Here is a 23,648-nt window from a genome sequence, read left to right as displayed (position 1 = left end):
CCCCCTCGCGACGTCGTCAGCCACGATCAGAGCCTCCCTGCGCGGTCCGCAGTGGTCGCGTCCCGCCACTTTCGAAGTTACCTGTGGAGTGCCCCATCGGCACGAAGCCACACAGGTGAATCCCGACTTGTCATCTCCCGGCAAACAACCCGAAACGTGACCGCAGCCGTGTTCGAGCTGGTCAGATGCTGTTTTCGTCGGCCGTGCGGGCGAGCCACGACAGACCGTCCCTGACCTGCGACTCGAGTGATTCCGGTACGAGGGGCTCATCGAGAAGTCTCAGATAGCGGGAGTCGAGCGACTCGCCGGGGGCGCGGACGTCGAGCCACGCCCTCACGAGGCGCACCCCTTCGACATAGGTGGTGGTGTACGCGCGCCACAACGGATCTGCCAGAAAGCGCACCATCTGCCGTGCGCGACGCTCCGGAACCAGCAACCATCTGCGCAGATACGCGACCACGTCGTCCTGGTCCGCGCCCCGGTCGTGGAGCAGCAGGGCGGCGTCCTGCCGCACGGTGAGCAGGCCGGCCATCGCCGACTCGACCTTTTCGGACAGTTCGCCGTCCATTCGCAACCCGAGGTCGCCGAGGATCCGCTCCGTCCAGACGCCCCAGCCCGGCCCGACCGCGGCGTGCAGCCCGAGGTCGGCCATGCCCTCGGCCATCAGGCACTGCGGCGTGTTGATCAGGAAGATCGACTGCTCGGCGTGACCGCGCCTGGCGACCAGGCCCGCGTCCTTGCGGCAGTGCTCGGTGTGGTGGCCCGGATACGACTCGTGCGCGACCAGGTGCGGCAGGTTCGACATGCGGTGGCCGAGGTCGGCGTTGACCGCGACCCTGCTGCGGTAGCCGCCGAGGTAGTAGTTGAAGCCGCTCCACGGCTTGTTCGTGACGATCTGGTACTCCACGATCTCCTGCTCGGGCAGCGCGTACTTCTGGCGCACCCGGTCCCGCAGCGCGCTGGAAATGGCCTGTACGGCGCCCTGGAGCCTGCGTGCGGGCACTTCGTCGGCCGCGCGGAAGGCGGTGAGGCGGTCGGTGAGCGTGCCCGGCCCTTTGAGCACCGCGTCGAGGTTGCGGTGGGCCTGCGCGTACGCGTCCTCGTCGCCGGGGCGGATGCGGACCTGGAAGTACCGCTCGACCTCGTCGACGAACGGGATGCGCTCGCCGTCGAGCTTGCGCGCGGTGCACTCCAACGCCCGCAGGTGGGCGTCGAGGAACTGTTTGCGCTGCTCAGCGAGGTCGCTGCCGGAAAGCTCCCGGCGCAGCAGCCGCGCGTGGCCGCCCAGGGCCCTGGGGTGCAGGCGTGGCTCGTTGTCGACGGCGCGGCTCAGCGCCGGGTCGCCCGTGAACGAGTCGACGAACCCGGACACGAGGCGCCCGAGCCGCAGCCCGACCACCAGATATCCGCGCACCAGCTCGTTGGCGTCCATGAGTCGGAGAGCGTAGAGCGTCTACCACAGCGTCTTACCCGGGATTGCGCTGTGAATCGAGCGCCACCTGATCGGGGAGTTTTGTTGATCTTGCCGTCACACAATGGGGTTATCGGGACGGCCGAACCAGATTCCCGGCTATAGCGTTTCCGATCGGAGGCCCCACCGCTCCGGAGATCCCCGAAGACTCCGGAAATGACGGGGATGACCCGACATGAAGGAGAATGACGTGAAGAAGGTCTTCGCGGCGGTTGCCGCCGCCGCTGCTCTGTCGCTCGCGTTCGCCCCGGCCGCCATGGCCGGCGAGGGCCACGACGACCACCACTACTACCCCGGCTTCCACCAGGTCAACGGCCCGCTGCTGAGCGTGTTGAACGGCAACAACGTCAACGCCGTCGTCGGCGTCTGCGGCAACAACGTCGGCGTGCTGGGCGCCGCGGTGCCGATCAACTCCCCGAGCATCACCGACAACTGCGCCGCGGGCGGCATCGTGGATGGCGACGACGTCAACTTCGTGGGCTGATTTCCGCTCTCGGTTGATTCCTGGTCCAGGGACGTCCTTTTCGTGGCGTCCCTGGACTGTTTCCAGTTAGTAGCATCCGTGCACAAGGAGAAGAAATGCTGAAGAAGGCGTGTGTCGCCGCAGTCGCCGCGGCTGGCCTCATGATGTTCGGCGCCACCGGGATGGCGTCCGCAGCGCCTGACAGCTTCGAGCAGGTGAACGGCCCGCTGCTGAGCGTGTTGAACGGCAACAACGTCAACGCCGTCGTCGGCGCCTGCGGCAACAACGTCGGCGTGCTGGGCGCCGCGGTGCCGGTCAACTCCCCGAGCATCACCGACAACTGCGCGGCGGGCGGCATCGTGGATGGCGACGACGTCAACTTCGTGGGCTGACGGTTCTCACCCTGATGGGGCGCTCACCTCGCGGTGGGCGCCCCATCGGCGTCTCAGTTGCCGTACCTGCGGTGACGTTTGGCGTACTCGCGCATGGCCCGCAGGAAGTCGGTGCGCCGGAAACCGGGCCAGTAGGCCTCGCAGAACCAGAACTCCGAGTGCGCCGACTGCCAGAGCATGAACCCGGAGAGCCGCTGCTCACCGGACGTGCGGATGATCAGGTCGGGGTCCGGCTGCCCGGACGTGTAGAGGTGCTCCGCGATGTGGTCGACGTCGAGCACCTCGGCCAGTTCCTCGATGGTGCCGCCACGCTCGGCGTGCGCCTGCAGCAGCTTCCGGACGGCGTCCGCGATCTCCTGCCTGCCCCCGTACGCCACCGCGACGTTGACCTGGATGCCGGTGCGGCTCTTGGTCTTGTTGGCGGCGCTCGTGAGGCGCTCGGCGTGCTCGGCGGGCAGCATGTCGATGGCGCCGACGTGCCGGACGCGCCAGGGCTTCCCGTCCCCGGCGAGCTCGTCGGTGATGTCCGCGATGATGTCCAGCAGCGGCGCGAGCTCTTCGGCGTCGCGGTTGAGGTTGTCGGTGCTCAGCATCCAGAGCGTGACGACTTCCACTTTGGCGTCATCGCACCATTCGAGAAGCTCGAGGATCTTGCGCGCGCCGGCCCGGTGCCCGTGCGCGACGTCGGTGAACCCGGCTTCCCTGGCCCAGCGCCGGTTGCCGTCGAGGACCACGCCCACGTGCTTGGGCACCTGTGTTCCGCTCAGTTCACGCCGGAGAATCCACTCGTAGAGGTGGATAGCGACGTCTTTCACACGGGTGCGGAGTGCCACGCCAGAAGAGCGTACGCCGTGCAAGCTTCATCACGACGCCATGGTCCGTAACCTACGGTCGCGTAACCTAGGGTCTTGTGACCACTGCGACCATTCCTCCACAGCCCGGACTGCGGCCGCGCCTTCGTGGGTGGCTGCACTTCTGGTCCTTCATCACTTCGGTGGCGACCGGCGCGACACTCATCGCTCTCGCAGCGTCCACAGTGTCCGGCCGCGCCGCCCTGGCCACCTCCGTCTACGGCCTGACGGTCCTGGGCCTGTTCGGCGTCTCGGCGCTGTACCACCGCGTGACGTGGAAGTCCGACCGCGTGCGCACGTGGATGAAGCGCCTCGACCACTCGATGATCTTCGTGTTCATCGCCGGCACCTACACCCCGTTCGCGCTGTTGGCGATGAATCCCGGCACCGGACGCGTCGTGCTCACCGTGGTGTGGATCGGCGCGTTGCTCGGCGTGACTTTGAAGCTGGCCTGGCCGCACGCGCCGCGGTGGCTCGGGGTGCCGATCTACATCGCCCTGGGCTGGGTGGCCGTCTTCGTGCTGCCCGAACTGTTGCACCACGCCGGGGCCGCTGCCCTGGTGCTGTTGTTGGTGGGCGGGGCGCTTTACACCGTTGGGGCAGTGTTCTACGCGACTCGGTGGCCCAATCCGTGGCCTCAGGTTTTCGGGTACCACGAGTTCTTCCACGCCGCGACCGTGGTGGCGGCGATCTGCCACTACATCGCCATCTGGCTCGCGATGTACTCCTGACGAGCTCGGCGACCGCTCTGATCCGGTGCCGGCACTACCCGGCACCGGATCAGAGCGCTCAGCGGCCTCCGCGGGCCATGTGCAGGACGTCCAGGGCGGCGTCCAGCTGTTCCTCGGTGAGCTTCGACGGCACGTGGCCGCGTTCCAGCACCACCTCGCGGATCGTCTTGCGTTCCTTCAGCGACTGCTTGGCGATCGACGCCGCCTCCTCGTAGCCGAGGTAGCGGTTCAGCGGCGTGACGATGGACGGCGACGACTCCGCGTACTCGCGCATCTGCGTCGCCTGGGGCTCCGTGCCCGCCAGGACCTTGTCGGCCAGCAGGCGGGCCACGGCGGCGAGCAGGCGGGACGACTCCAGGACGTTGCGGGCGATGACCGGGAGCATCACGTTCAGCTGGAAGTTGCCCTGGGAGCCGGCGAAGGCGACGGTGGCGTCGTTGCCGATCACCTGGGCCACGACCATCATCGTGGCTTCGGAGATCACCGGGTTGACCTTGCCCGGCATGATCGAGCTGCCCGGCTGGAGGTCGGGCAACGCCAGTTCGCCCAGGCCCGTGCGGGGGCCGGAGCCCAGCCAGCGGAGGTCGTTGGCGATCTTGAACAACGCCACGGCGCCCGCGCGCAGCTGGCCGGAGATCTCGACCACGCCGTCCTGGGTGGCCTGGGCCTCGAAGTGGTCGCGTGCCTCGACCAGGGGGAGGTCGGTGGCGGACGCCAGTTCGGCGGCGACGAGGGTGCCGAAGTCCGCGGGGGCGTTGAGGCCGGAGCCGACCGCCGTGCCGCCGATCGGCAGTTCCGCGAGGCGCGGGATGGACGCCCGCAGCCGTTCGACCGAGTAACGGACCTGGGACGCCCAGGCGCCGGCTTCCTGGCCGAGCGTGATCGGCACGGCGTCCATGAGGTGCGTCCGGCCGGACTTGACCAGCTCGGACCATTCGGCGGCGCGTGCCTCGAGTACGCCCAGCAGGTGCTCGAACGACGGGATCACGTCGGTCACCACGGCCTCGGTGGCGGCCACGCGCAGGGTCGTGGGGAAGGTGTCGTTGGACGACTGCGAGGCGTTGACGTGGTCGTTCGGGTGCACGTCGCGGCCCAGCGAACGGGTGGCCAGGGTGGCGATGACCTCGTTGGCGTTCATGTTCGAGGACGTGCCGGAGCCCGTCTGGAAGACGTCGACCGGGAAGTGGGCGTCCCACTGGCCCGCGGCGACCTCGTCGGCGGCCGTGGCGATGGCGGAGGCCACGTCGTCGGGGAGAACGCCGAGCCGGGCGTTCGCGCGGGCCGCCGCCGCCTTGAGCAGGCCCAGTGCCCGGATCTGGGCGCGTTCCAGGCCTCGACCGGAAATCGGGAAGTTCTCGACCGCGCGTTGGGTTTGGGCGCGCCACAATGCGTCGACCGGCACGCGGACCTCACCCATCGTGTCGTGCTCGACGCGGTACTCCTGTTCAGACATGCCTTCGAGTCTCTATGGTCGATCACAGCACTGCCACCCACCACTGGCAGAAGGGCACCACTCATGGAGCGTGACGTCGACCTCCTCATCGTGGGCGCTGGTCCCACGGGGTTGTTCGCCGCCTACTACGCAGGCTTCCGGGAACTCGACGTCGCAGTGGTCGACGCCCTGCCCGAACCGGGCGGCCAGGTCACGGCGATGTATCCGGAGAAGATGATTTTCGACGTGGCGGGGTTCCCGGCGATCCGGGGACGCGACCTCGTCAACGGGCTGGTGGAGCAGGCGGGGCAGTTCAAGCCGACCTACCTGCTCGGCCGGCAGGCGCGGACGCTGGAGTCCACAGAGGACGGACTCAGGGTCGGGCTGGCGGACGGCACCACGATCAACGCCGGTGCGATGCTGATCACGGCGGGCATGGGCGAGTTCAACCCGCGTCCGCTGCCCGCGGGCGACGGCTGGCTGGGGCGCGGCATGGTCCACTTCGTGCCGGTGCTGGCCGAACACGCCGGGCAGCACGTGGTGATCGTGGGCGGTGGCGACTCGGCGTTCGACTGGGCGCTCGCGCTGCACCCGATCGCCGCCGCCGTCACGATCGTCCACCGCCGCGCCAACTTCCGGGCGCACGCCGCGACCGTGCGGCAGGTGCGGGAGCTCGGGGTCGAGATCATCACCGACGCCGAGGTGCTGGCGCTGCGCGGCGAGCCACTGTCCGAAGTGGACGTCAAGGTCAAGGGTGAGGACGTGAAGACGTTGCCCGCGCAGACGGTCGTCGCGGCGCTCGGGTTCACGGCCGACCTCGGGCCGATCGAGTCGTGGGGGCTCGAGCTCGACCACCGCGCGGTTCTCGTCGACACCACGATGAAGACCAGGCTGGACCGCGTCTACGCGGCGGGCGACGTCGCGCAGTACCCCGGCAAGGTCAAGCTCATCGCCACCGGGTTCGGGGAGGCGGCGACCGCGGTCAACAACATCGCGGTGGCGCTCAACCCGTCGGCGCACCTGTTCCCCGGCCACTCCAGCGACGGCACCTGACGCGCGAGGGCCTGGCCGGCACCGGCCGGTCAGGCCATCGGCAGCGGTGCCGGGTCGTGCTTCGCCAGGTGCTGGAAGATGATCGACGTGCGGAAGCCGACGATCTCCTTGCGCTGGCTCAGCCGGTCGGCCAGGAACGCGTGCAGGCGCTCGATGTCCTGAGCGCCCACGTGGATGACGAAGTCGTCGCTGCCTGCCATCACGAACACCGCCGTCACCTCGGGAAGTCCGGCGGTGAAGGCTTTGAAGGCGTCGATCACGGCGCGGCTGAGCGGACGGACCTGCACCGACACCAACGCCTGCACACCGCGGTTCAGCGCGGACGGGGCGATGTCGGCGTGATAGCCGCGGATCACGCCTCGTTCGCGCAGCAGGCGCGTGCGTTCCAGGCACGTCGACGGCGCAACGCCCACCTTGCGGGCGATGTCGCGGTTCGACTGCCGGGCATCGCGCTGCAGTTCCCGCACGATCGCCGAATCAAGTTCATCCATGTCGTGTCCTCACGCCGCCCTGTCGAATAACGTTCGGCGAAGTCGTGGTCATCCTGCTCATCACTCTAACTTCAAACACGAAAGCCGGTTGAAGTTCGGGAGGAACGCAGATGTGGGAACACGAACGACTCGTCGTCCGCACGGGGAAGCGGTCAGGGATGACCACGATGGTCGCCGTGCACTCGACGGACGCGGGACCGGCGGTCGGCGGGTGCCGGATGAAGGAGTACGCCACGATCACCGACGCCGTCACGGACGTGCTGCGGTTGTCGAAGGCCATGACGCTCAAGTGCGAGGCAGCGGGAATCCCGCACGGTGGAGCCAAGAGTGTGATCGTCGTCGACCGGCCGCTCACCCCGGAGCTGCGGCGCGCGGTGCTGCTCGACCACGCCGACCTGATCAACGAGTTCGGCGGCTCCTACCGCGCGGGGCCTGACGTCGGCACCGGGCCGGACGACATGCTGACGCTCAGCGAGCTGACCCCGCACGCCTACTGCCTGCCCGAGGAGCACGGCGGCACGGGCTCGTCGAGCGGTCCCACCGCGCAGGGCGTGCTGGCGGCGTTGCGGGCGGCCTCGGAGCACGTCTTCGGCACCAGCGACCTGACCGGCAAGAAGGTCGTGATCAGCGGGTTCGGCTCGGTGGGCGAGCTGATCGCGCAAGGTCTGCGGGGCGCGGACATCACCGTGTCCGATGTGGACGAGAGCAGGCGGACGGGCGAGTTCGGCTGGGTGCACTCGGACGAGGCCTACAAGGTCAAGGCCGACGTGCTCGTCCCGGCCGCGGTGGGTGGCGTGCTGAGCCCGGAGACCGTCGCGTACCTCGACGCCAAGCTGGTCGTGGGGCCCGCCAACAACCAGCTCACCGACGACAGCGTCGCCGGCCTGCTCGACCAGCGCGGCATCGTCTGGGTGCCCGACCACGTCGCGAGCGCCGGCGGAGTGATCTACACGCTGGCCAGGGAGGACGACGGGCTGGACCACGAGACGGCGCTCAAGAAGGTGGACGGCATCGAGGCGACGGTCCGTGAGCTCCTGCGCCGGCGGGCCGACCGCGGGACGCCGTTGAGCGACATGGGAATCTAGGAGTCCGAAGTGGACTGCCGAGTGGTGGTCACAACCTGACGGCTGCCCACCGGCGACGCCGGTGGGCAGCGATCGGCTAGGGCAGCACCTGCACCCGCTCGCCGATCATCAGGTTGTCGTAGAACACGAGCGAGGCGTCCGCGGGCAACCGGATGCAACCGTGCGACTGGGTGGTCGTGTCACCCTGGTGGAATGCGATACCGGTCGTGGTGAAGTACACCGCGTTCGGCATCGGGCCGTTGTAGGGGACACTCCAGTCGTTCTTCACCTTGCGCAGCACCGAGAACGTGCCGACCGGGGTCTCGTACCCCGGCTTGCCGTGGCTGATCGGCACCGGGCCGTAGCTCGTCCTGCCGTTGAACACGAGCCACGCCCGGTTCGAGTGCTTTTCCAGGCACGCTCCGTTGTGGACGGTGCATCCCGCCTGGGCCTGCGCGGGAACGGCGAAACCGAGGATCAGGAGCACCGTCGCGATCAGAACTCGCATCTCACATCACCTCTCGGTAGTGGAGTAACCACTAACGGGTGAGGTGAATCATGCTCTTATGAAACGACCTGGACGGTGTCGCCGATCGCGAGGTTGTTGAAGTAGTACCGCGCCGACGGCGGGTCCAGGTGGATACATCCGTGCGACGGCACGGTCAGCGAGCCCTCGTGGAACGCGATGCCGCTCTCGGTGAAGTACGTCGACCACGGCATCGGCGCGTTGTAGGGCCGGCTCCACTCGTCCTTCACCTTGCGCAGTACCGGGAAGTTGCCGAGTGGCGTCTCGAAGCCCTGGCGGCCGTGCGTGATCGGCACCGGGCCGTAGACGATCTTGTCGCCGCGCACGACCCACGTCTGGTTCGTCGAGAGCTGGATGCAGACCCCGTCGCTGATGGTGCACGGCGTCGGCTTCACGACGGGCGGGGGAGGCGGCGGCGGGGGAGGCGTCTCCGATGACGGCGGCGGCGACGGCGACGGGGCGGCGGTGGAAGACGACGATGGTGGTGGCGCTGTTGGAGTCTCGGCGTGCACGGCCCCCTGCGCGCACCCCGCCACTGACATCAACGCGACCGCCACGAGCAGCATCCGCATCGCGCACCCCCTGGTTGATCCATCTCCTGCCGAAGTAGACGACGGGGGATGTGCTCAGGTTGCAACGCGAAGGTCCGCCTCCTGTAACAGTTGGGAGACGGACCTTCGGAATGCGTTTACCGGGTCACGGCGTCAGCGTGAGCTCACACGGTGCCCGCGTACTGGCTGATCCACGAGCGGTAGTACGGGACGTCCACGTAGATCGACGGAGCGGTCGCGCAGGTCGCGCCACCACCGGAGCGGCTGGTCGCGCCGATGAGCTCCCAGCGGCCGTTGACGGACTTCACCTGCGGGCCACCCGAGTCGCCGTAGCAGGCGCCCTTGTTGCCACCGGTGTTGTTGGTGCAGATCTCCGAGGCGCCGCGGATGCCGGCGCAACGGCTGTCCGTCACGATCGACGTGTTGAGCTCCTGCAGGGTGATCGGAGCACCGCCGCAGCCACGGGTCGGGCACGTCTGGCCCCAGCCGATGATGCGGGTGGCGGTGCCGACCGGGCCGGACGTGGCCGACACGGCCGCGGGGGCCTGGCCGACCGAGGTGTTGAGCTGCACGAGCGCCAGGTCGGCGGACGGGTGGTTGATGATCCGGGACGCGCCGGTCGTGGTGCCGCCGCTGGTGCGGTTGGTCGTGCCGATCCGGGTGCGGACCGACGACGCGGACCGGCCCTGGACGCAGTGCTTCGCCGTCACGACCCAGTTCGCCTTGATCAGCGTGCCGCCGCAGAAGTGGCTGCCGGAGGTGCTCTGCAGGGAGACCATCCAGGAGTAGACCTGCGTGGCGTTGGTGCCGCCGACGATCATCGGCGAGACGTCGCCGTCAGCGGTGGGAGCCGGAGCCGCGCTGGCCACGGCGGCCGAGGCGAGCAGAGCGCCCGCGGCCACGACGACCGCGGAGAACAACGAACGTGCCCTCATCGTTGAGTTCCTTCCCGATCCCGGCGCAGGGTTGCCGGGATCGGGCAGAAATTTAGGTACGAAAGGGCACTGTTACTAGGGTCACTCGTCTGGTTACCGAGCGTTCACAGTTCACAGCGTGTCGAGACGGTCACGGCAGCGGCTGCTGGACGTCCTCGGGCAGGTCGAAGTCGACCGAGGCGTATTCGCGCAGCTTGTGCAGGCTGTGGAAGCCGTCGATCATGCGCACGGTGCCGGACTTGGACCGCATGACGATCGACTGCGTCGTGCAGCCTCCCGCCCGGTAGTGCACGCCGCGCAGAAGATCACCGTCGGTCACACCCGTGGCGCAGAAGAAGACGTTGTCACCCGAGACTAGATCGTTCGTGGTGAGCACGCGCGACAGGTCGTGGCCCGCGCCGATCGCCTTCTCGCGCTCCTCGTCGTCCTTGGGCCACAACCGGCCCTGGATGGCTCCGCCGACGCACTTCAGCGCCGCCGCGGCGATGATGCCCTCGGGCGTGCCGCCGATGCCCACGAGCATGTCCACGCCCGACGTGGGGCGGGCGGCCGCGATCGCGCCGGCGACGTCACCGTCGGAGATGAAGTGGATGCGGGCACCGGCCTGCCGCACCTCCCGCACGATCCGCTCGTGCCGGGGCCGGTCGAGGATGCACACGTTCACGTCGGAGACGTCGCTGTGCTTGGCCTTCGCGACGCGGCGGATGTTCTCCGCGAGCGGCGCGGTGATGTCGATGACGTCGGCCGCCTCCGGGCCCACAGCGAGCTTCTCCATGTAGAACACGGCGGACGGGTCGAACATCGCCCCGCGCTCCGCCACGGCGAGCACGGCCAGCGCGTTCGGCATGCCCTTGGCCATCAGCGTGGTGCCGTCGATCGGGTCGACCGCGACGTCGCACTCGGGGCCCTCGCCGTTGCCGACCTCTTCGCCGTTGAACAGCATGGGCGCTTCGTCCTTCTCGCCCTCGCCGATCACGACGACACCGCGCATCGAGACGGTGTGGATCAGCTTGCGCATCGCGTCGACCGCGGCGCCGTCACCGCCGTTCTTGTCGCCGCGTCCCACCCACCGGCCCGCGGCCATCGCCGCCGCCTCGGTGACGCGCACGAGCTCCAATGCCAGGTTGCGGTCGGGGGCTTCGCGACGTCGTTCCGCGGGGGTGTTCACCATTGCGCGCCTCCATGCGATTACTCAGCGTGCCGGATTTTGTGATCGGCAGCTGAATCCTTGCACGGGATCACGCCTCGGAAACGTCCTCCTCGACCACAGCGAGAGCTGCATCGATTCGCTCGCGCGCACCGGCGAGATGCTGCTCACACGTCTTGGCGAGCGCCTCACCGCGTTCCCACAGGGCGAGTGAGTCCTCCAGCGGCAGACCACCGGCCTCCAGCTTGCGGACCACCTCGACCAGCTCGTCGCGGGCTGCTTCGTAACCGAGTGAAGTTTTCTCCTGGGCGATCTCTGCACTCACGCGGACTGACTCCTCAGACGGTCAAGCACCGTCGCGACGGCCAGGTCGTAGCCGACCAGCGCCTCCGCGAACTCCTCGCCGTCACCCTCTCGCACCGCCTCGCCGATGAGCGCCTCGGCCTCCGCGACGCGCCGGTACTGCACCGTGCCGGCGGTGGCCTCGCTCAGGTCGTGCAACGTGAGGATCAGCGTCCGGCGGCTCTTGGTGTCGCAGTCGCCCACCATCGCCGTCCAGCAGTCCGCCGCGGCGCGGTTCGCCGCCTCCGCCAGCGTCCGCAGCCCCGACCCGCAGGAGCCGGCCGCCTGCATGGTGAGGGGCAGGAACACGGCATCACGCATCATCGGTACCTCCCCCTTCCGAATCGGCCTCCGAGCCGGTGACGACTGCTCGCACTGCCCCGTCAACGACGCGTACCCGCAGATGTGTTCCGCTGGGCGCGTCCGTCACAGACCGCAGCACGCCATCGGGCCCATCAGGTGTGACGAGTTGCACAACGGCATATCCCCGCGCCAGCGTGGCGGCTGGTCCGAGGGTCGTCAAGCGGGCTTTCGTCCCCGAGAGATGGACGTCTTCCCGATCGAGTCGTTGCGTGACGGCTCTGCGACCTTGGCCGCGCAGCCGCCGCACTTCCTCGCCGCGGCGCTCCAGCGGGCCGTACGGGTCCGAAAGTACTGGCCGGGAGCGCAGCGCGTCGAGCAGTTTCCGTTCCCGGTCGACCCAGCCGTGCAGCGCGCGCCGGCCGCGGTCGCGCATCTGGCGGACGCGTTCACTCTCCTCGGCGACATCGGGAACCACCCGTTTGCCCGCGTCGGTCGGCGTCGAACAACGCACGTCAGCGACGTGGTCGATGAGCGGGGTGTCCGGTTCGTGCCCGATCGCCGACAGCACCGGCGTGCGGCACGAGGAGACCGCGCGGCACAGCGCCTCGTCGGAGAACGGCAGCAGGTCCTCCACGCTGCCGCCGCCGCGCGCGATGATGATCACATCGCACTCGGGGTCGCGCTCCAAAGTGGACAGTGCGGTCATCACCTGGGTGACCGCGGTCGGGCCCTGCACGGCGACGTTGATGACGCGGAAGTGCGCGCCGGGCCACCGGTTCCGCGCGTTCGTCAGCACGTCCCGCTCCGCCGCCGACGCCCGGCCGGTGATGAGGCCGATCTTGGTCGGCAGGAACGGGGGACGGCGCTTGCGGCGCGGGTCGAACAGGCCCTCGGCGTGCAGCAGCTTGCGCAGCCGTTCGATGCGCGCCAGCAGCTCGCCGATGCCGACCGCGCGGATGTCGTCCGCGCGCAACGACAGCGTGCCCCGGTTCGGGTAGAAGCTGATCTTCCCGTGCACGATCACCCGGCTGCCCTCGGTGAGCTGCAGCTCGCGGATCATCCCGGCGTTGCAGGTGATCGACATCGACATGTCGACGCTCGGGTCGCGCAGGGTCAGGAACGCCGTGGAGCTGCGCGCGTTGAGCTGCGTGACCTGGCCCTCGACCCAGACGTCGCCGAGCCGGTTGATCCAGTCGAGCAGCTTGCGGGCGACCGTCCGCACCGGCCACGGGTTCTCCGGCGTGGATTTCGCTTCAGTCACGATTGCGCTTTGACCGTCGCGATCCGGCGGTTGAGCATGCCGACGAACTCGGGCCGCGACTCGTGCGCCTTCTCGTAGCGCAGCAGTTCCTCGAGCTGCTCGGCGTCGAGGTTGCGCAGCCGGGCGCGCAGCTGGGCGAGCGAAAGCTCGTCGTAGGACGGCAGGAACTCGGGCACCTCGGCGATCGCGCGCTCCTCCTCTTCCCACGGGTCCTCGGCGGGAGTTTCCTGAGAAGTCGTGACCGGCGTCTCGTCCTCGTCGAAGGTCGCCCACTCCGGCTCTTCCTCCGCGGGCCTCAGTCCGGAGAGGACGTCGTCACCCTTGATGGCGAGTTCGGTCACATGCTGCTGCACGCGCATGGACAGCTGCATCGCCTCGCTGACCACCGTCAACGGGAGTCCGGCGAGCTGCTGGGGCAGCCTGCGGGCCTGTTCGAGGGCGGTCACCGCGAGTCCGGCGGCGACGCGGACACCCAATGGCAGTGGCTTCATGCCGCCTAGCCTGCCGCAACCGCGCGTCGAATGCCTAGGACCGGGCACTGGGTACCCTTGGGGCATGCCCAAGCGAGTCCTGTTGGCGAAGCCGCGTGGTTACTGCGCGGGCGTTGATCGTGCCGTGGAGACGGTCGAGCTCGCCCTCGAGAAGTACGGCGCACCTGTCTACGTGCGCAAGGAGATCGTCCACAACAAGTATGTCGTGGAGACGCTGTCCGACCGCGGTGCCATCTTCGTCAACGAGACGGACGAGGTTCCCGAGGGCGCACTGGTGGTGTTCTCGGCGCACGGAGTGTCGCCCGCCGTCCACGAGGAGGCGGCGCAGCGCTCGTTGCGCACGATCGACGCCACCTGCCCGCTGGTGACGAAGGTCCACAAAGAAGCGGTGCGGTTCGCCAAGGAGGACTACGACATCCTCCTGATCGGCCACGAGGGGCACGAGGAGGTCGAGGGCACCGCCGGTGAGGCGCCGGACCACGTCCAGCTCGTCGACACCGCCGAGGACGCCGCGACCGTCGAGGTGCGCGACCCGAACAAGGTCATCTGGCTGTCGCAGACGACGCTCTCGGTCGACGAGACCATGGTGCGCGTGCGGCAGCTCAAGGACCGCTTCCCGGACTTGCAGGACCCGCCGTCCGACGACATCTGCTACGCCACCTCGAACCGCCAGACCGCGGTGAAGACGATGGCGCCGTCGTGCGACCTGGTGCTCGTCGTGGGCTCGAAGAACTCCTCCAACTCGGTCCGGCTGGTCGAGGTCGCGCTGCAGCACGGCGCCAAGGCCGCGTACCTGATCGACTACGCCAAGGAGGTCGACCCGGCGTGGCTCGAGGGCGTCGAGACCGTCGGCGTCACGTCGGGCGCGTCGGTGCCGGACCTGCTCGTGATGGAGCTGCTGAAGTACCTCGAGGCGCAGGGCTACGGCGAGGTCGAAGAGATCACCACGGCGAACGAGCGGATCACGTTCTCGCTGCCGCGTGAGCTGCGCAAGGACCTGGTCCGCTAGTCGCCTGGAACGCAAATGGGGCCCTGGTCGCTGACCAGGGCCCCATTTTTCTGTGTGCTCTAGCGGTCCTCGCGCGGCGGGCGGGGCTTGCGCTGGCCCGCGGGACGTTCGGCGCGGGCGCCGTCCGGGCGCGGACGGCGGGCGGGAGCACCCTCAGGACGCGGGCGGCGGGCCGGCGCGCCTTCCGGGCGGGGGCGGCGCGGACGGTCCTCGGCGGGCTCCTCGCGCGGCTTGCGGGCGGGCTTGCCGCGCTCCTTGAGCTCCGCCTTGGCCTCGCGGACCTCGTCCTTGGACGGCCGGTTCGGGTTCTTCTGCAGCACGATCCGCAGGATGCCCAGGCCGACCGTGACGGCGGTGGTGACGGCCATGACCGGGAAGCTGTCGATCAGCGGCTTGCCCAGGGCGAGCGCCATGGCGGACAGGCCGCCCTTCTTGACGTCACCGATGAGCAGCACGAGCGTCGGCACCGTGACGGCCAGCACGAGCGGCGGCTGCACCATCGGCCCGAACAGGCTCCGGCGCTGCACCAGCAGGATCCCGGCGAGCGCGCCGACGAAGAACACCACGTTGAACGTCCAGCCGACGGTCTTGCTGGAGTTGATGTCGATGAACGCGCCGATGAACGCCGGGACCAGGGCACACAGGATCGCGGCCCACCACGGGACGCCCCTGAACTCGCCGAAGATGGCCCGGTAGTTCCACGGAACCGCCTCGTAGTCTTCGACGTCGTCATCGAAGGCTGCTGAACGCTCGCGCAACTCACTCACGACGCACACGGTAGCCGTTCGCCCATTCGGTGTTCGTCAGTCCGCTGCTTTCTCACCGAGAAGCAACCCTTGGGCACGCTGCGTGCGTTTTATGCGGACTGTTCGTCCGCCCTTCGGACGAGCGGCAGGGGCGTAGGGGTGGCGGAGGCCTCCGTCAGCGGCTCCACGCTCGCCCGGAAGCCCTCCAGCGCGTCCAGCTCGCGCCGCCGTGCGCTCAGGAACCGCTGCAGGTGGGTCGTGGAGAGGTTGACGGCCTCGATGGCGGTGTCGGCGGCCCGGTTCGCCCGGCCGGCCTGCAGCCTGACCTGCTCGACGTCGTCGGCCAGCGCGCGTTCGGTGACCGCGAACATCGCCGACGACGCGATCACGGCGAACCCGGTCGGCCCGCACAGGAAGACGCGGCGGTCCAGCAGCCAGCGCAGCAGCTCGGGGTCGGTGTCGAGGGCGGCGACGACCGCGCCGTCGTTGGGGACGAACATGATCGTCCCGTAGATCGCGTCGGCCCAGCGCTGGTAGCCCTTGCCGGCCAGCTCGGCGGCGCGGGAGCGGATGTTGCGGACGTGCACCCGCAGCGCGTCCTGGCGTTCCTGCGGGTCGTCCGTCTCGACCGCCTCCGCCCAGGTGGCCATGGACATCTTCGAGTCGACCGGGACCATGCGGCCGCCGCCGACGTTCAGGACCATGTCCGGCCGCACGGCTCCGCCGCCGGCCACGTCGGTCTGCACCGTGTAGTGGAGGTTTTCCCTCAGGCCGAGCGCGCGCGCCGTTTCGACGAGCACCTGTTCACCGAGCTCGCCTCGGCCGCTGACGCTCGAGAACGCGACCTCGTAGCGCTGCAGGGCCTGCTGCTGGGCGTCGTAGCGCGCGCGTTCGGTGCCGATGGCGGCGAGCGCCTCGTCGGTGCGGCGGACGCTGTCCTGGTAGAGGCGGTAGACGAACACCAGCGCCCCGGCACAGACGAGCGCCAGGACGAGCGAGGCGGTGATGATCACTGCGGTCACGGCACCGATGATGCTCCCCCACCGATGTTGAACTCGATCGGGTGACACGCCGGGAACCCTCCCGGAGTTTTGTCGGACCCCGTCTCTACGGTTGGTGCCATGCGGATCCTGCACACCTCCGACTGGCACGTGGGGCGCACCTTCCACGGCCGCGACCTGCTCGTCGAGCAGGAGTCGGTGCTGAGCGGCCTCGCTGACCTGGTGTCGTCGGAGAAGGTCGACGTGGTGGTCGTCTCCGGCGACCTCTACGACCGGGCGGTGCCCTCGGCGGACGCGGTGGCGTTGTGCGCGCGGGTGCTCATGCGGATCCGCGAAGCCGGCGCACGGATCGTGATCACGCCCGGCAACCACGACTCGGCGGCGCGGATCGGGGTGTTCGGGGAGTTCGCCGCGGCGGGCGGGCTGTACCTGCGCACGCAGATCTCGTTGCTGGACAAGCCGGTCGAGCTGGAGGACGAGCACGGACCGGTAGCGGTGTACGGCATCCCGTTCCTCGAGCCGGAGCCCGCGCGGCACGTGCTCGGCGTCGCGGACAAGGGGCACGCGCCCGTTCTCGCCGAGGCGATGCGGCGGATTCGCGCCGACCTGGCATCGCGGGAGGCGCGGTCGGTGGTGCTCGCGCACGCGTTCGTCACCGGCGGGGCGCCGTCGGAGTCCGAGCGCACGATCGCGGTGGGCGGCGTGCAGGACGTGTCGATGCAGGTGTTCTCGGGCGTCGACTACGTGGCTCTGGGGCACCTGCACGGGCCGCAGACGCTGGCGGAGAACCTGCGGTACTCGGGTTCGCCGCTGGCGTACTCGTTTTCCGAGGCGCGGCACCGCAAGTCGGTGTGGCTGGTGGAGCTGGACGCGGGCGGGCTCGTCGGCGTGGAACGGCGCGACCTGCCGGTGCCGCGGCAGCTGGCGACGGTGACGGGTGCGCTGGCCGACGTGCTGGAGGATCCGGCGCACACCCCGCTGGAGGACCATTTCCTCTCGGTGGTGCTGACGGACCAGGTGCGGCCGATGGACGCGTTGAGGCAGCTGCAGAAGCGGTTCGAGCACGCGGTGCACGTGGAGTGGCGGCCGGAGCAGGGGCAGCAGCACGACATGACGTACGCGGAACGGGTGCGGGGCCGTTCCGACGAGGAAGTGGCCTGCTGCTTCGTGTCCGACGCGCGCGGCTCCGAGCCGACGGACGCGGAGAAGGCGTTGCTGCGCGAGGCGTTCGCGTCGGTGGCGAGGGAGCGGGAGCAATGAGACTGCACCGCCTTGAGCTGACGGCGTTCGGGCCCTACCCGAAGCCCGAGACCGTCGACTTCGACGAGCTGGGCGCGGACGGGTTGTTCCTGCTGCACGGCGACACGGGCGCGGGCAAGACGACGTTGCTCGACGCGGTGGCGTTCGCGTTGTTCGGGCGCGTGCCGGGCGCGCGTGGCGACGTGAAGAAGCTGCGGTGCGAGTACGCCGACCCCGAGACGCCCACCGAGGTGTCGCTGGAGCTCACCGTGCAGTCGCGCCGGTTCCGGATCGTGCGCTCGCCGGAGTTCGACCGGCCGAAGAAGCGCGGCGGCGGGTTCACCACCCAGCCCGCGAAGTGCTCGCTGACCTGGCTCGAGGGCTGGGACGGCGAGGGCATCACCCGCATCGACGACGTGGCGCGCGCGGTCGAGGACCTGCTGGGCATGTCGTACGAGCAGTTCTTCCAGGTCGTGCTGCTGCCGCAGGGCGAGTTCGCGAAGTTCCTGCGGTCGGACACGGCCGAGCGCGAGGTGCTGCTGGAGAAGCTCTTCGGCACCGAGCGGTTCCTCGACGTCGAGAAGTGGTTCCGCGACCGGCGGGTGGTGGCCGGGCGGGTGCTGGAGGAGCGCCGCAAGGGCGCCTCCGAGCTGGTGCACCGCGTGGCGGAGGCCGCGGGCGAGGAGCCCTCGTTCGAGCCGGGCTGGCTCGAGTCCGTGCTGGACCGGCTGTCCGCGGCCGTGGTGGCGGCGCGGGCGTTGTCCGAGGACACGGCAGGGGTCGCCGACGGCGCGGACGCCCTGCTGGCCCAGGCGCGCGTGCAGGCCGACCAGATCCGCCGCGTCCGCGAGGCGCGCGAGTTGCTGGCCCGCGTGGAGGCCGCCGACTCGGCGTCGTGGTTCGCCGAGCGTGACGCGGCCCGCCGTGCGATCCCCGTCGTGCCGGCGTCCGGTGAGATCGCGAAGCTCCAGCAGTCCTTCGAGTTCGCCGTCCGCGACGAGGCCCGCGCCCTCGAATCGTTGGAGCGCCTGGGTTATTCGGGTTCGGAGTTGCGGGAGGACGCCGAGCGCTTCCGCGAGGAGGCAGGCGGCCTGGGCGAGCTCGCGGCCGAGGCCGAACGCCAGCAGGCCGACGTGCGCAGGCTGTCGGTGCTGAAGAACTCCTCGTACCAGGTCGAACGCCGGTTGCTGGCGTTGAACGCCGAGCTGGAGGTGCTGCCCGAGCTGCTGGCCCAGTGCCGCCTCCAGCTGGACGCGGCCGCGGAGGCCTCGGCCCGGCTGGAGAGCCTGAAGTCCCGCGCGGACGCCGCGGAGGCGTTGCCCGGCGCCGGGAAGGCGTTGGAGCGCAGCAAGAAGGAGCTGCACGAGGCCATCGACGTCCACCAGAAGGCCAAGGACGTCCTGCAGCAGGTCCGGCACCAGCGCCTGGAGAACATGGCCATCGAGCTGGCCGCGGCGTTGAAGCGGGGCAAGCCCTGCGCGGTCTGCGGATCGCCGAGCCATCCCGCTCCCGCCCAGCCCATGCTCGGCGGAGTGGACGCGGCTGACGAGGAGGAGGCCGCCCACGAGGAGCAGGTGGCGCTGGAGCGCCGCACCGAGGCCGAGCGCGCCGTGCACGCCGCTGAGCTGCGCATCCAGGGCTGCTGGGAGGCGCTGGGCTCCGAGGAGCCGTCCGTCGCCCTGGCGGAGTACCGCGCGGCGCTGGAGCTGGCCAGGACGCGATCGCAGCGCCAGAACGAGTTCGTCGGGCTGGAGGCCAAGGCCAAGCAGCTCAGCACGGAGAAGGCGCAGGTCGAGCAGGACCTGGTGGGGTTGCGCACCGAGCACACGTCGCTGGTCGCCGTGGTCTCCGAGCGCGGGGCCCGCCTGGACAAGGCCCGTGGTGAGCACGAGGACGTCCTGACGCGCCGCGACCATTTGCTGCGGTTGTCGAAGGCGTTGGTGGAGCTGGTCGACCGCCGTGCCGCACGTGCCGCCGCGTTGGCCCGGGTCGAGGAGCAGCAGGCGCTGGTGGCCGCCCTGGCGCGCGACGCGGGGTTCGCCGACGTCGACTCGGCGCTGGCCGCGGCTCGTCCGGAGATCAAGCTGCAGGCGCTGGACGAGCGGATCGCCGCCTGGGAGCGGGCGCGGGCGTCCGCACTGGCGACGCTGGAGGAGCTGGCCGAGGTCGACCCGGCCGCCGAGGTGGACCTGAACGCGGTGACGGCCGCGGCGTCTGCTGCCCGGTCCGCGGCGTCGTCCGCCGCCACCGGGCTGGATCGTGCTCAGGCCGCGTTCGACCGGGTCGGTCAGCTGGCCGCCCGGTTGCGGGCCGAGTGGAAGTCGCTGGAGCCGCTGGAGGCCACCTACGCCGAGCTGGACGCGTTCACCGACGTGATCAACGGGCGCGGGCAGAACTCCAAGAAGATGACCCTGCGGTCGTACGTGCTGGCGGCCCGGCTGGAGGAGGTCGCCGTCGCGGCGTCGGCCCGGCTGCACCGGATGAGCCAGGGGCGGTACAGCTTCGTGCACTCCGACTCGGCCGGGGCGCGGGGGACCCGGGGTGGGCTCAACCTCGACGTGCTCGACGACTATTCGGGGCGGGCTCGGCCGGCCAAGACCTTGTCGGGCGGGGAGTCTTTTCTGGCTTCGTTGTCGTTGGCGCTGGGGCTGGCCGATGTGGTGGCCAATGAGACCGGTGGGGCGTTGCTGGACACGTTGTTCGTTGATGAGGGGTTCGGGACTTTGGACTCGGACACGTTGGACATCGTGATGAACACTTTGGATGAGTTGCGGGCTGGGGGACGGGTTGTCGGGCTGGTGTCGCATGTGGAGGAGTTGCGGCAGCGGATTCCTACCCGGTTGAGGGTGCGGAAGGCTCGGACCGGGTCCACGTTGGAGATTTCGTTGGGGTGACTCGGGTTCCGGTTGCGCTGGGGAGCCTTTACCGGGCCGGGTCTATTGATCGCCGCTTCGCGACGATTGCGATTGGGGCTTGACCTTGAGCCTCTTGCCGAGATGCTTGATCGGCCGAAAACGGCCGGGCATAAGGAGCCCGGCCGATCTCTTCAACGGTGGCATCTCGCACTCAAGGTCAAGCCCCCATCGCGCGGTGGTTGCGTTGATAGCGCTTTGACATCGGCTCATTGCCGGTCGCCTCGGCTGCGCCATTGGCCTTGTTGTGGCGCGGCGCGGGCGGTGCGGTCTCCGCGCCGGTTGCCGGTTAGTTCTCGTGGGACAGGAGCCAGCGCTTGATGTCCAGGCCCCAGCGGAAGCCGCCCAGGTTGCCGCCGATTCGGATGACGCGGTGGCAGGGGACGAAGAGGGCCGCCGAGTTGCGGGCGCAGGCTGAGGCCGCTGCCCTGATCGCCGCGGGGCGGCCGGAGAGTTCGGCGTACTCGGAGTAGGTGACCGGCTCGCCTGGCTTGACCGTGCGGAGGACGTCCCAGGCGTGTTGCAGGAACGGGCCGGACTTCTGGCGGACCTCGATGGTGTCGATCGAGGTCAGGTTGCCTTCGTGGTAGGCGATCACGGCCTTGGTGACGTCGCCGAGGTCCGGGCGGGGGGTGATCTCCGACGGCATGAGGGTGGCGTGGATCTGGGGCGTCAGCTGGGTGATGTCGGCGGTCCAGCCGCTGGCCAGCACTGCTCCGTCCGGCGCGACGATCGCGGTGAACGGGCCCGCCGGGGTGTCCACTGTGGACGTGTGTGCGACGCTCATGGTGTTGCTGCCTTCCTCGTCAGGTGTGCTCCGGCGTAGGAGCGCCACGGCCGCCAGTCCGGGCCGTGGGAAGCCAGGTGTCGTGCTGGTTCCGGGAGGACCAGGACGTCTGGTGCGCCCAGTACTCGCATGGCCACCTCGTCGGCGACTGCCGCGCCGACCAGAGGGGTCAGTTCCTCGGTCAGGTCCTCGTGTGAGCGGCCCACGTCCACGACGAGTCTGCCGGTCGCCAGTGCCTCGGTGACGGGGTGGTCCCCGGCCGAGTAGAGGTGGGTCAGGGTGCCGTCCGGAATCTGCAGTGGCACTCCGGTGAACGGGGCGACCAGGCGCAGCAGGGTTTCGGCGCCGTCGACGCTGCCTGGTACGCGGATGCCTGGGGTTTCGCGGACCAGTGGGCCGATGATGGGGTCGTTGCCGAGGAACGAGTCGACGGCCACCGGGTCGGCGTCCAGGTCCAGGAGGCGGCGGACGCGGGAGACCGCCGCGCCCAGGTCGCGGACGTCGGCCAGGCGCAGTGAGCAGAGGACGTGGTCCGCGGGGAACGTCAGGCGGGCCGTTGCCTCGCCGTGGGGGAGTGACAGCGTCCTGGCATAGGAGTCGGCGGTCACCTCCTCTACGCCGGGCAGGGCGTGCGCGCGGAAGTGGGCTAGCAGGCCGGCGGCGTCGAACGGTGCTCGGTACGGCAGGCGCAGGACTATCCGGCCCGGCGTGCCCACCGGGGCCTTGCCGCGGCCGCGCATGTCGGACGGGGTCGAGGCGAACACCATGCGGATGGTGTCGTTGAACTGGCGGACCGAGGCGAAGCCCGCGGCGAACGCGATGTCGGCGAACGGGAGCTCGGTCGTCTCGATCAGCAGGCGTGCGGCGTGGGCGCGGTGGGCGCGGGCCAGGGCCAGCGGGCCCGCGCCCAGCTCTGCGGTCAGGACGCGGGTGAGGTGGCGTTCCGAGTAGCCGAGCTTCGCGGCCAGGCCGGACACGCCGTCGCGTTCCACGATGCCGTCGCTGATCAGGCGCATCGCCCGGCCGGCCAGGTCCGCGCGCAGGTTCCACTCCGGCGAGCCCGGCACGGCGTCCGGCAGGCAGCGGCGGCAGGCCCGGAAGCCCGCCGACTGCGCGGCGGCGGCGGTCAGGAAGAACTGGCTGTTGCGGCGCTTCGGGGTCACCGCGGGGCACGACGGGCGGCAGTAGATGCCGGTCGTGCGGACCGCGTGGATGAAGCACCCGTCGAACCGGGCGTCACGCGCCGAGCACACCCGGTACGCGTGTTCTTCGTCGATGACCATGCCGTCGATCCTGCCAGCGGGAACGAGCTAAGGCTCGCGGGAATCGGACACGACCGTCGGCTGCCGTAGACTCGCTTCCCGTGAGTTTGACCCTCGGTATCGTCGGCCTGCCCAACGTTGGCAAGTCCACCCTCTTCAACGCGCTCACGCGCAACGACGTGCTCGCCGCGAACTACCCGTTCGCGACCATCGAGCCGAACGTGGGCGTGGTGCCGTTGCCGGACGCGCGCCTCAGCAGGCTCGCCGAGATCTTCGGCTCCGAGCGCGAGGTGCCCGCCGTCGTGTCGTTCGTCGACATCGCGGGCATCGTCAAGGGCGCGTCGGAGGGAGAGGGCCTCGGCAACAAGTTCCTCGCGAACATCCGCGAGGCGAACGCGATCTGCCAGGTCATCCGCGTCTTCGACGACCCGGACGTCGTGCACGTCGACGGCCGCGTCGACCCGTCGAGCGACATCGAGACGATCAACACCGAGCTGATCCTCGCCGACCTCCAGACCCTCGAGAAGGCCATCCCGAGGATCGAGAAGGAGGCGCGGATGCAGAAGGACCGCCGCGCCGCCCTGGAGAACGCGAAGAAGGCCAAGGACATCCTCGACTCCGGCCGCACGCTGTTCTCCGCGCAGTCCGAAGTGGACGGCGAGCTGCTGCGTGAGCTCTCGCTGCTCACCACCAAGCCGTTCCTCTACGTCTTCAACTCCGACGAGGGCGTCCTGAGCGACGAGGCCCGCCTGAAGGAGCTGCGCGAGCTCGTGGCACCGGCCGACGCGGTGTTCCTCGACGCCAAGGTCGAGTCGGAGCTGCTGGAGCTCGACGAGTCGGAAGCCCTGGAGCTGCTGGAGTCGATCGGCCAGGCCGAGCCTGGCCTGCACGCGCTGGCCCGCGCCGGCTTCCACACCCTCGGCCTGCAGACCTACCTGACGGCCGGCCCGAAGGAGGCGCGCGCCTGGACGATCCCGCAGGGCGCCACCGCCCCGCAGGCCGCCGGCGTGATCCACACGGACTTCGAGAAGGGCTTCATCAAGGCCGAGGTCGTGTCGTTCGACGACCTGGTGGCCGCGGGCTCGAAGGCCGACGCGAAGGCGGCGGGCAAGGTCCGCATGGAGGGCAAGGACTACGTCATGTCCGACGGCGACGTGGTGGAGTTCCGCTTCAACGTCTGACCTGCGC

Annotated in this window: 25 protein-coding genes; 9 read left to right on the top strand and 16 right to left on the bottom strand. The window is 69.6% G+C overall.

Annotated features, from left to right (window positions below):
• Positions 1-181 precede the first annotated feature (181 nt).
• On the bottom strand, positions 182-1,432 hold the full coding sequence (locus ACRSBM_RS36180; RefSeq protein WP_434450746.1) for a DUF885 domain-containing protein: 1,251 nt from the start codon (positions 1,430-1,432) through the stop codon (positions 182-184).
• A gap of 229 nt (positions 1,433-1,661) precedes the next feature.
• On the opposite strand from ACRSBM_RS36180, the gene ACRSBM_RS36175 reads away from it, so the two are divergent.
• Both ACRSBM_RS36175 and ACRSBM_RS36170 read left to right on the top strand, forming a co-directional pair.
• Positions 1,662-1,955, top strand: coding sequence for a hypothetical protein (locus ACRSBM_RS36175; protein ID WP_434450744.1), 294 nt, complete (start codon positions 1,662-1,664; stop codon positions 1,953-1,955).
• Between the two features lie 95 nt (positions 1,956-2,050).
• Entirely contained in the window at positions 2,051-2,326 is a 276-nt protein-coding gene (locus ACRSBM_RS36170; RefSeq protein ID WP_434450742.1) for a hypothetical protein, read from the top strand.
• A gap of 53 nt (positions 2,327-2,379) precedes the next feature.
• Here the strand turns inward: ACRSBM_RS36170 and ACRSBM_RS36165 are convergent, their stop codons facing one another.
• Positions 2,380-3,159 carry an isoprenyl transferase gene (locus ACRSBM_RS36165; protein ID WP_434450740.1) on the bottom strand — a complete coding sequence of 260 codons (780 nt, stop codon included), beginning with the start codon at positions 3,157-3,159 and terminating at the stop codon, positions 2,380-2,382.
• Between the two features lie 77 nt (positions 3,160-3,236).
• Between ACRSBM_RS36165 and trhA the strand changes: the two genes are divergently transcribed.
• On the top strand, positions 3,237-3,908 hold the full coding sequence (gene trhA / locus ACRSBM_RS36160; RefSeq protein ID WP_434450738.1) for a PAQR family membrane homeostasis protein TrhA: 672 nt from the start codon (positions 3,237-3,239) through the stop codon (positions 3,906-3,908).
• A 58-nt stretch (positions 3,909-3,966) separates the two neighbouring features.
• On the opposite strand, the gene ACRSBM_RS36155 is transcribed toward trhA, so the two are convergent.
• Positions 3,967-5,361: a class II fumarate hydratase gene (locus ACRSBM_RS36155; protein ID WP_434450736.1), complete on the bottom strand. Its 1,395-nt coding sequence runs from the start codon at positions 5,359-5,361 to the stop codon at positions 3,967-3,969.
• 63 nt (positions 5,362-5,424) lie between these two features.
• Here ACRSBM_RS36155 and ACRSBM_RS36150 point away from each other — a divergent pair, with 63 nt between their 5' ends.
• Positions 5,425-6,393 (top strand): NAD(P)/FAD-dependent oxidoreductase, encoded by a 969-nt coding sequence (locus tag ACRSBM_RS36150; RefSeq protein WP_434450734.1) that lies wholly within the window; start codon positions 5,425-5,427, stop codon positions 6,391-6,393.
• 29 nt (positions 6,394-6,422) lie between these two features.
• Here the strand turns inward: ACRSBM_RS36150 and ACRSBM_RS36145 are convergent, their stop codons facing one another.
• Positions 6,423-6,884, bottom strand: coding sequence for an Lrp/AsnC family transcriptional regulator (locus ACRSBM_RS36145; protein WP_434450732.1), 462 nt, complete (start codon positions 6,882-6,884; stop codon positions 6,423-6,425).
• Positions 6,885-6,994: 110 nt separating this feature from the next.
• Between ACRSBM_RS36145 and ACRSBM_RS36140 the strand changes: the two genes are divergently transcribed.
• Entirely contained in the window at positions 6,995-7,969 is a 975-nt protein-coding gene (locus ACRSBM_RS36140) for a Glu/Leu/Phe/Val dehydrogenase dimerization domain-containing protein (RefSeq protein WP_434450730.1), read from the top strand.
• A gap of 76 nt (positions 7,970-8,045) precedes the next feature.
• Here ACRSBM_RS36140 and ACRSBM_RS36135 read toward each other — a convergent pair whose 3' ends face one another.
• From ACRSBM_RS36135 to ACRSBM_RS36100, 8 genes are all read right to left on the bottom strand, one after another.
• A complete protein-coding gene (locus ACRSBM_RS36135; protein WP_434450728.1) occupies positions 8,046-8,456 on the bottom strand; it encodes a L,D-transpeptidase in 411 nt (136 codons plus the stop codon).
• A gap of 56 nt (positions 8,457-8,512) precedes the next feature.
• Positions 8,513-9,046 (bottom strand): L,D-transpeptidase, encoded by a 534-nt coding sequence (locus ACRSBM_RS36130; RefSeq protein WP_434450726.1) that lies wholly within the window; start codon positions 9,044-9,046, stop codon positions 8,513-8,515.
• A gap of 143 nt (positions 9,047-9,189) precedes the next feature.
• Complete coding sequence (locus ACRSBM_RS36125) at positions 9,190-9,960, bottom strand: S1 family peptidase (RefSeq protein ID WP_434450724.1); 771 nt, start codon at positions 9,958-9,960, stop codon at positions 9,190-9,192.
• A 130-nt stretch (positions 9,961-10,090) separates the two neighbouring features.
• Entirely contained in the window at positions 10,091-11,131 is a 1,041-nt protein-coding gene (gene glpX / locus ACRSBM_RS36120; protein ID WP_434450722.1) for a class II fructose-bisphosphatase, read from the bottom strand.
• A 67-nt stretch (positions 11,132-11,198) separates the two neighbouring features.
• Positions 11,199-11,432 carry an exodeoxyribonuclease VII small subunit gene (locus ACRSBM_RS36115; RefSeq protein ID WP_434450720.1) on the bottom strand — a complete coding sequence of 78 codons (234 nt, stop codon included), beginning with the start codon at positions 11,430-11,432 and terminating at the stop codon, positions 11,199-11,201.
• Positions 11,429-11,773 (bottom strand): sugar ABC transporter substrate-binding protein, encoded by a 345-nt coding sequence (locus ACRSBM_RS36110; RefSeq protein ID WP_434450718.1) that lies wholly within the window; start codon positions 11,771-11,773, stop codon positions 11,429-11,431. Before ACRSBM_RS36110 ends, ACRSBM_RS36115 begins: the two co-directional genes overlap by 4 nt.
• Positions 11,763-13,013 (bottom strand): exodeoxyribonuclease VII large subunit, encoded by a 1,251-nt coding sequence (gene xseA / locus ACRSBM_RS36105; protein WP_434450716.1) that lies wholly within the window; start codon positions 13,011-13,013, stop codon positions 11,763-11,765. Before xseA ends, ACRSBM_RS36110 begins: the two co-directional genes overlap by 11 nt.
• Complete coding sequence (locus ACRSBM_RS36100) at positions 13,010-13,504, bottom strand: lipid droplet-associated protein (protein WP_434450714.1); 495 nt, start codon at positions 13,502-13,504, stop codon at positions 13,010-13,012. The genes xseA and ACRSBM_RS36100 overlap by 4 nt, the downstream gene beginning before the upstream one ends.
• Before the next feature lie 64 nt (positions 13,505-13,568).
• Between ACRSBM_RS36100 and ACRSBM_RS36095 the strand changes: the two genes are divergently transcribed.
• Complete coding sequence (locus ACRSBM_RS36095; RefSeq protein WP_434450712.1) at positions 13,569-14,513, top strand: 4-hydroxy-3-methylbut-2-enyl diphosphate reductase; 945 nt, start codon at positions 13,569-13,571, stop codon at positions 14,511-14,513.
• Between the two features lie 59 nt (positions 14,514-14,572).
• Here ACRSBM_RS36095 and ACRSBM_RS36090 read toward each other — a convergent pair whose 3' ends face one another.
• Complete coding sequence (locus ACRSBM_RS36090) at positions 14,573-15,280, bottom strand: DUF6542 domain-containing protein (RefSeq protein WP_434450710.1); 708 nt, start codon at positions 15,278-15,280, stop codon at positions 14,573-14,575.
• Positions 15,281-15,369: 89 nt separating this feature from the next.
• Positions 15,370-16,281: a DNA recombination protein RmuC gene (locus tag ACRSBM_RS36085; protein ID WP_434450708.1), complete on the bottom strand. Its 912-nt coding sequence runs from the start codon at positions 16,279-16,281 to the stop codon at positions 15,370-15,372.
• 99 nt (positions 16,282-16,380) lie between these two features.
• On the opposite strand from ACRSBM_RS36085, the gene ACRSBM_RS36080 reads away from it, so the two are divergent.
• Both ACRSBM_RS36080 and ACRSBM_RS36075 read left to right on the top strand, forming a co-directional pair.
• On the top strand, positions 16,381-17,520 hold the full coding sequence (locus tag ACRSBM_RS36080) for an exonuclease SbcCD subunit D (protein ID WP_434450706.1): 1,140 nt from the start codon (positions 16,381-16,383) through the stop codon (positions 17,518-17,520).
• Positions 17,517-20,393: an AAA family ATPase gene (locus ACRSBM_RS36075; RefSeq protein WP_434450704.1), complete on the top strand. Its 2,877-nt coding sequence runs from the start codon at positions 17,517-17,519 to the stop codon at positions 20,391-20,393. The genes ACRSBM_RS36080 and ACRSBM_RS36075 overlap by 4 nt, the downstream gene beginning before the upstream one ends.
• A 307-nt stretch (positions 20,394-20,700) precedes the next feature.
• Here the strand turns inward: ACRSBM_RS36075 and ACRSBM_RS36070 are convergent, their stop codons facing one another.
• Together ACRSBM_RS36070 and ACRSBM_RS36065 are read right to left on the bottom strand one after the other, a co-directional pair.
• Complete coding sequence (locus ACRSBM_RS36070; protein ID WP_434450702.1) at positions 20,701-21,198, bottom strand: methylated-DNA--[protein]-cysteine S-methyltransferase; 498 nt, start codon at positions 21,196-21,198, stop codon at positions 20,701-20,703.
• Positions 21,195-22,481, bottom strand: coding sequence for a bifunctional transcriptional activator/DNA repair enzyme AdaA (locus ACRSBM_RS36065; protein WP_434450700.1), 1,287 nt, complete (start codon positions 22,479-22,481; stop codon positions 21,195-21,197). Before ACRSBM_RS36065 ends, ACRSBM_RS36070 begins: the two co-directional genes overlap by 4 nt.
• Before the next feature lie 80 nt (positions 22,482-22,561).
• On the opposite strand from ACRSBM_RS36065, the gene ychF reads away from it, so the two are divergent.
• A complete protein-coding gene (ychF, locus tag ACRSBM_RS36060; RefSeq protein WP_434450698.1) occupies positions 22,562-23,641 on the top strand; it encodes a redox-regulated ATPase YchF in 1,080 nt (359 codons plus the stop codon).
• Positions 23,642-23,648: the final 7 nt, after the last annotated feature.

Source organism: Lentzea xerophila, assembly GCF_051094245.1.
GTDB lineage: Bacteria > Actinomycetota > Actinomycetes > Mycobacteriales > Pseudonocardiaceae > Lentzea > Lentzea xerophila.
The sequence above is the reverse complement of the archived record's forward strand: the minus strand, read 5'-3'. Positions and strand labels throughout refer to the sequence as shown.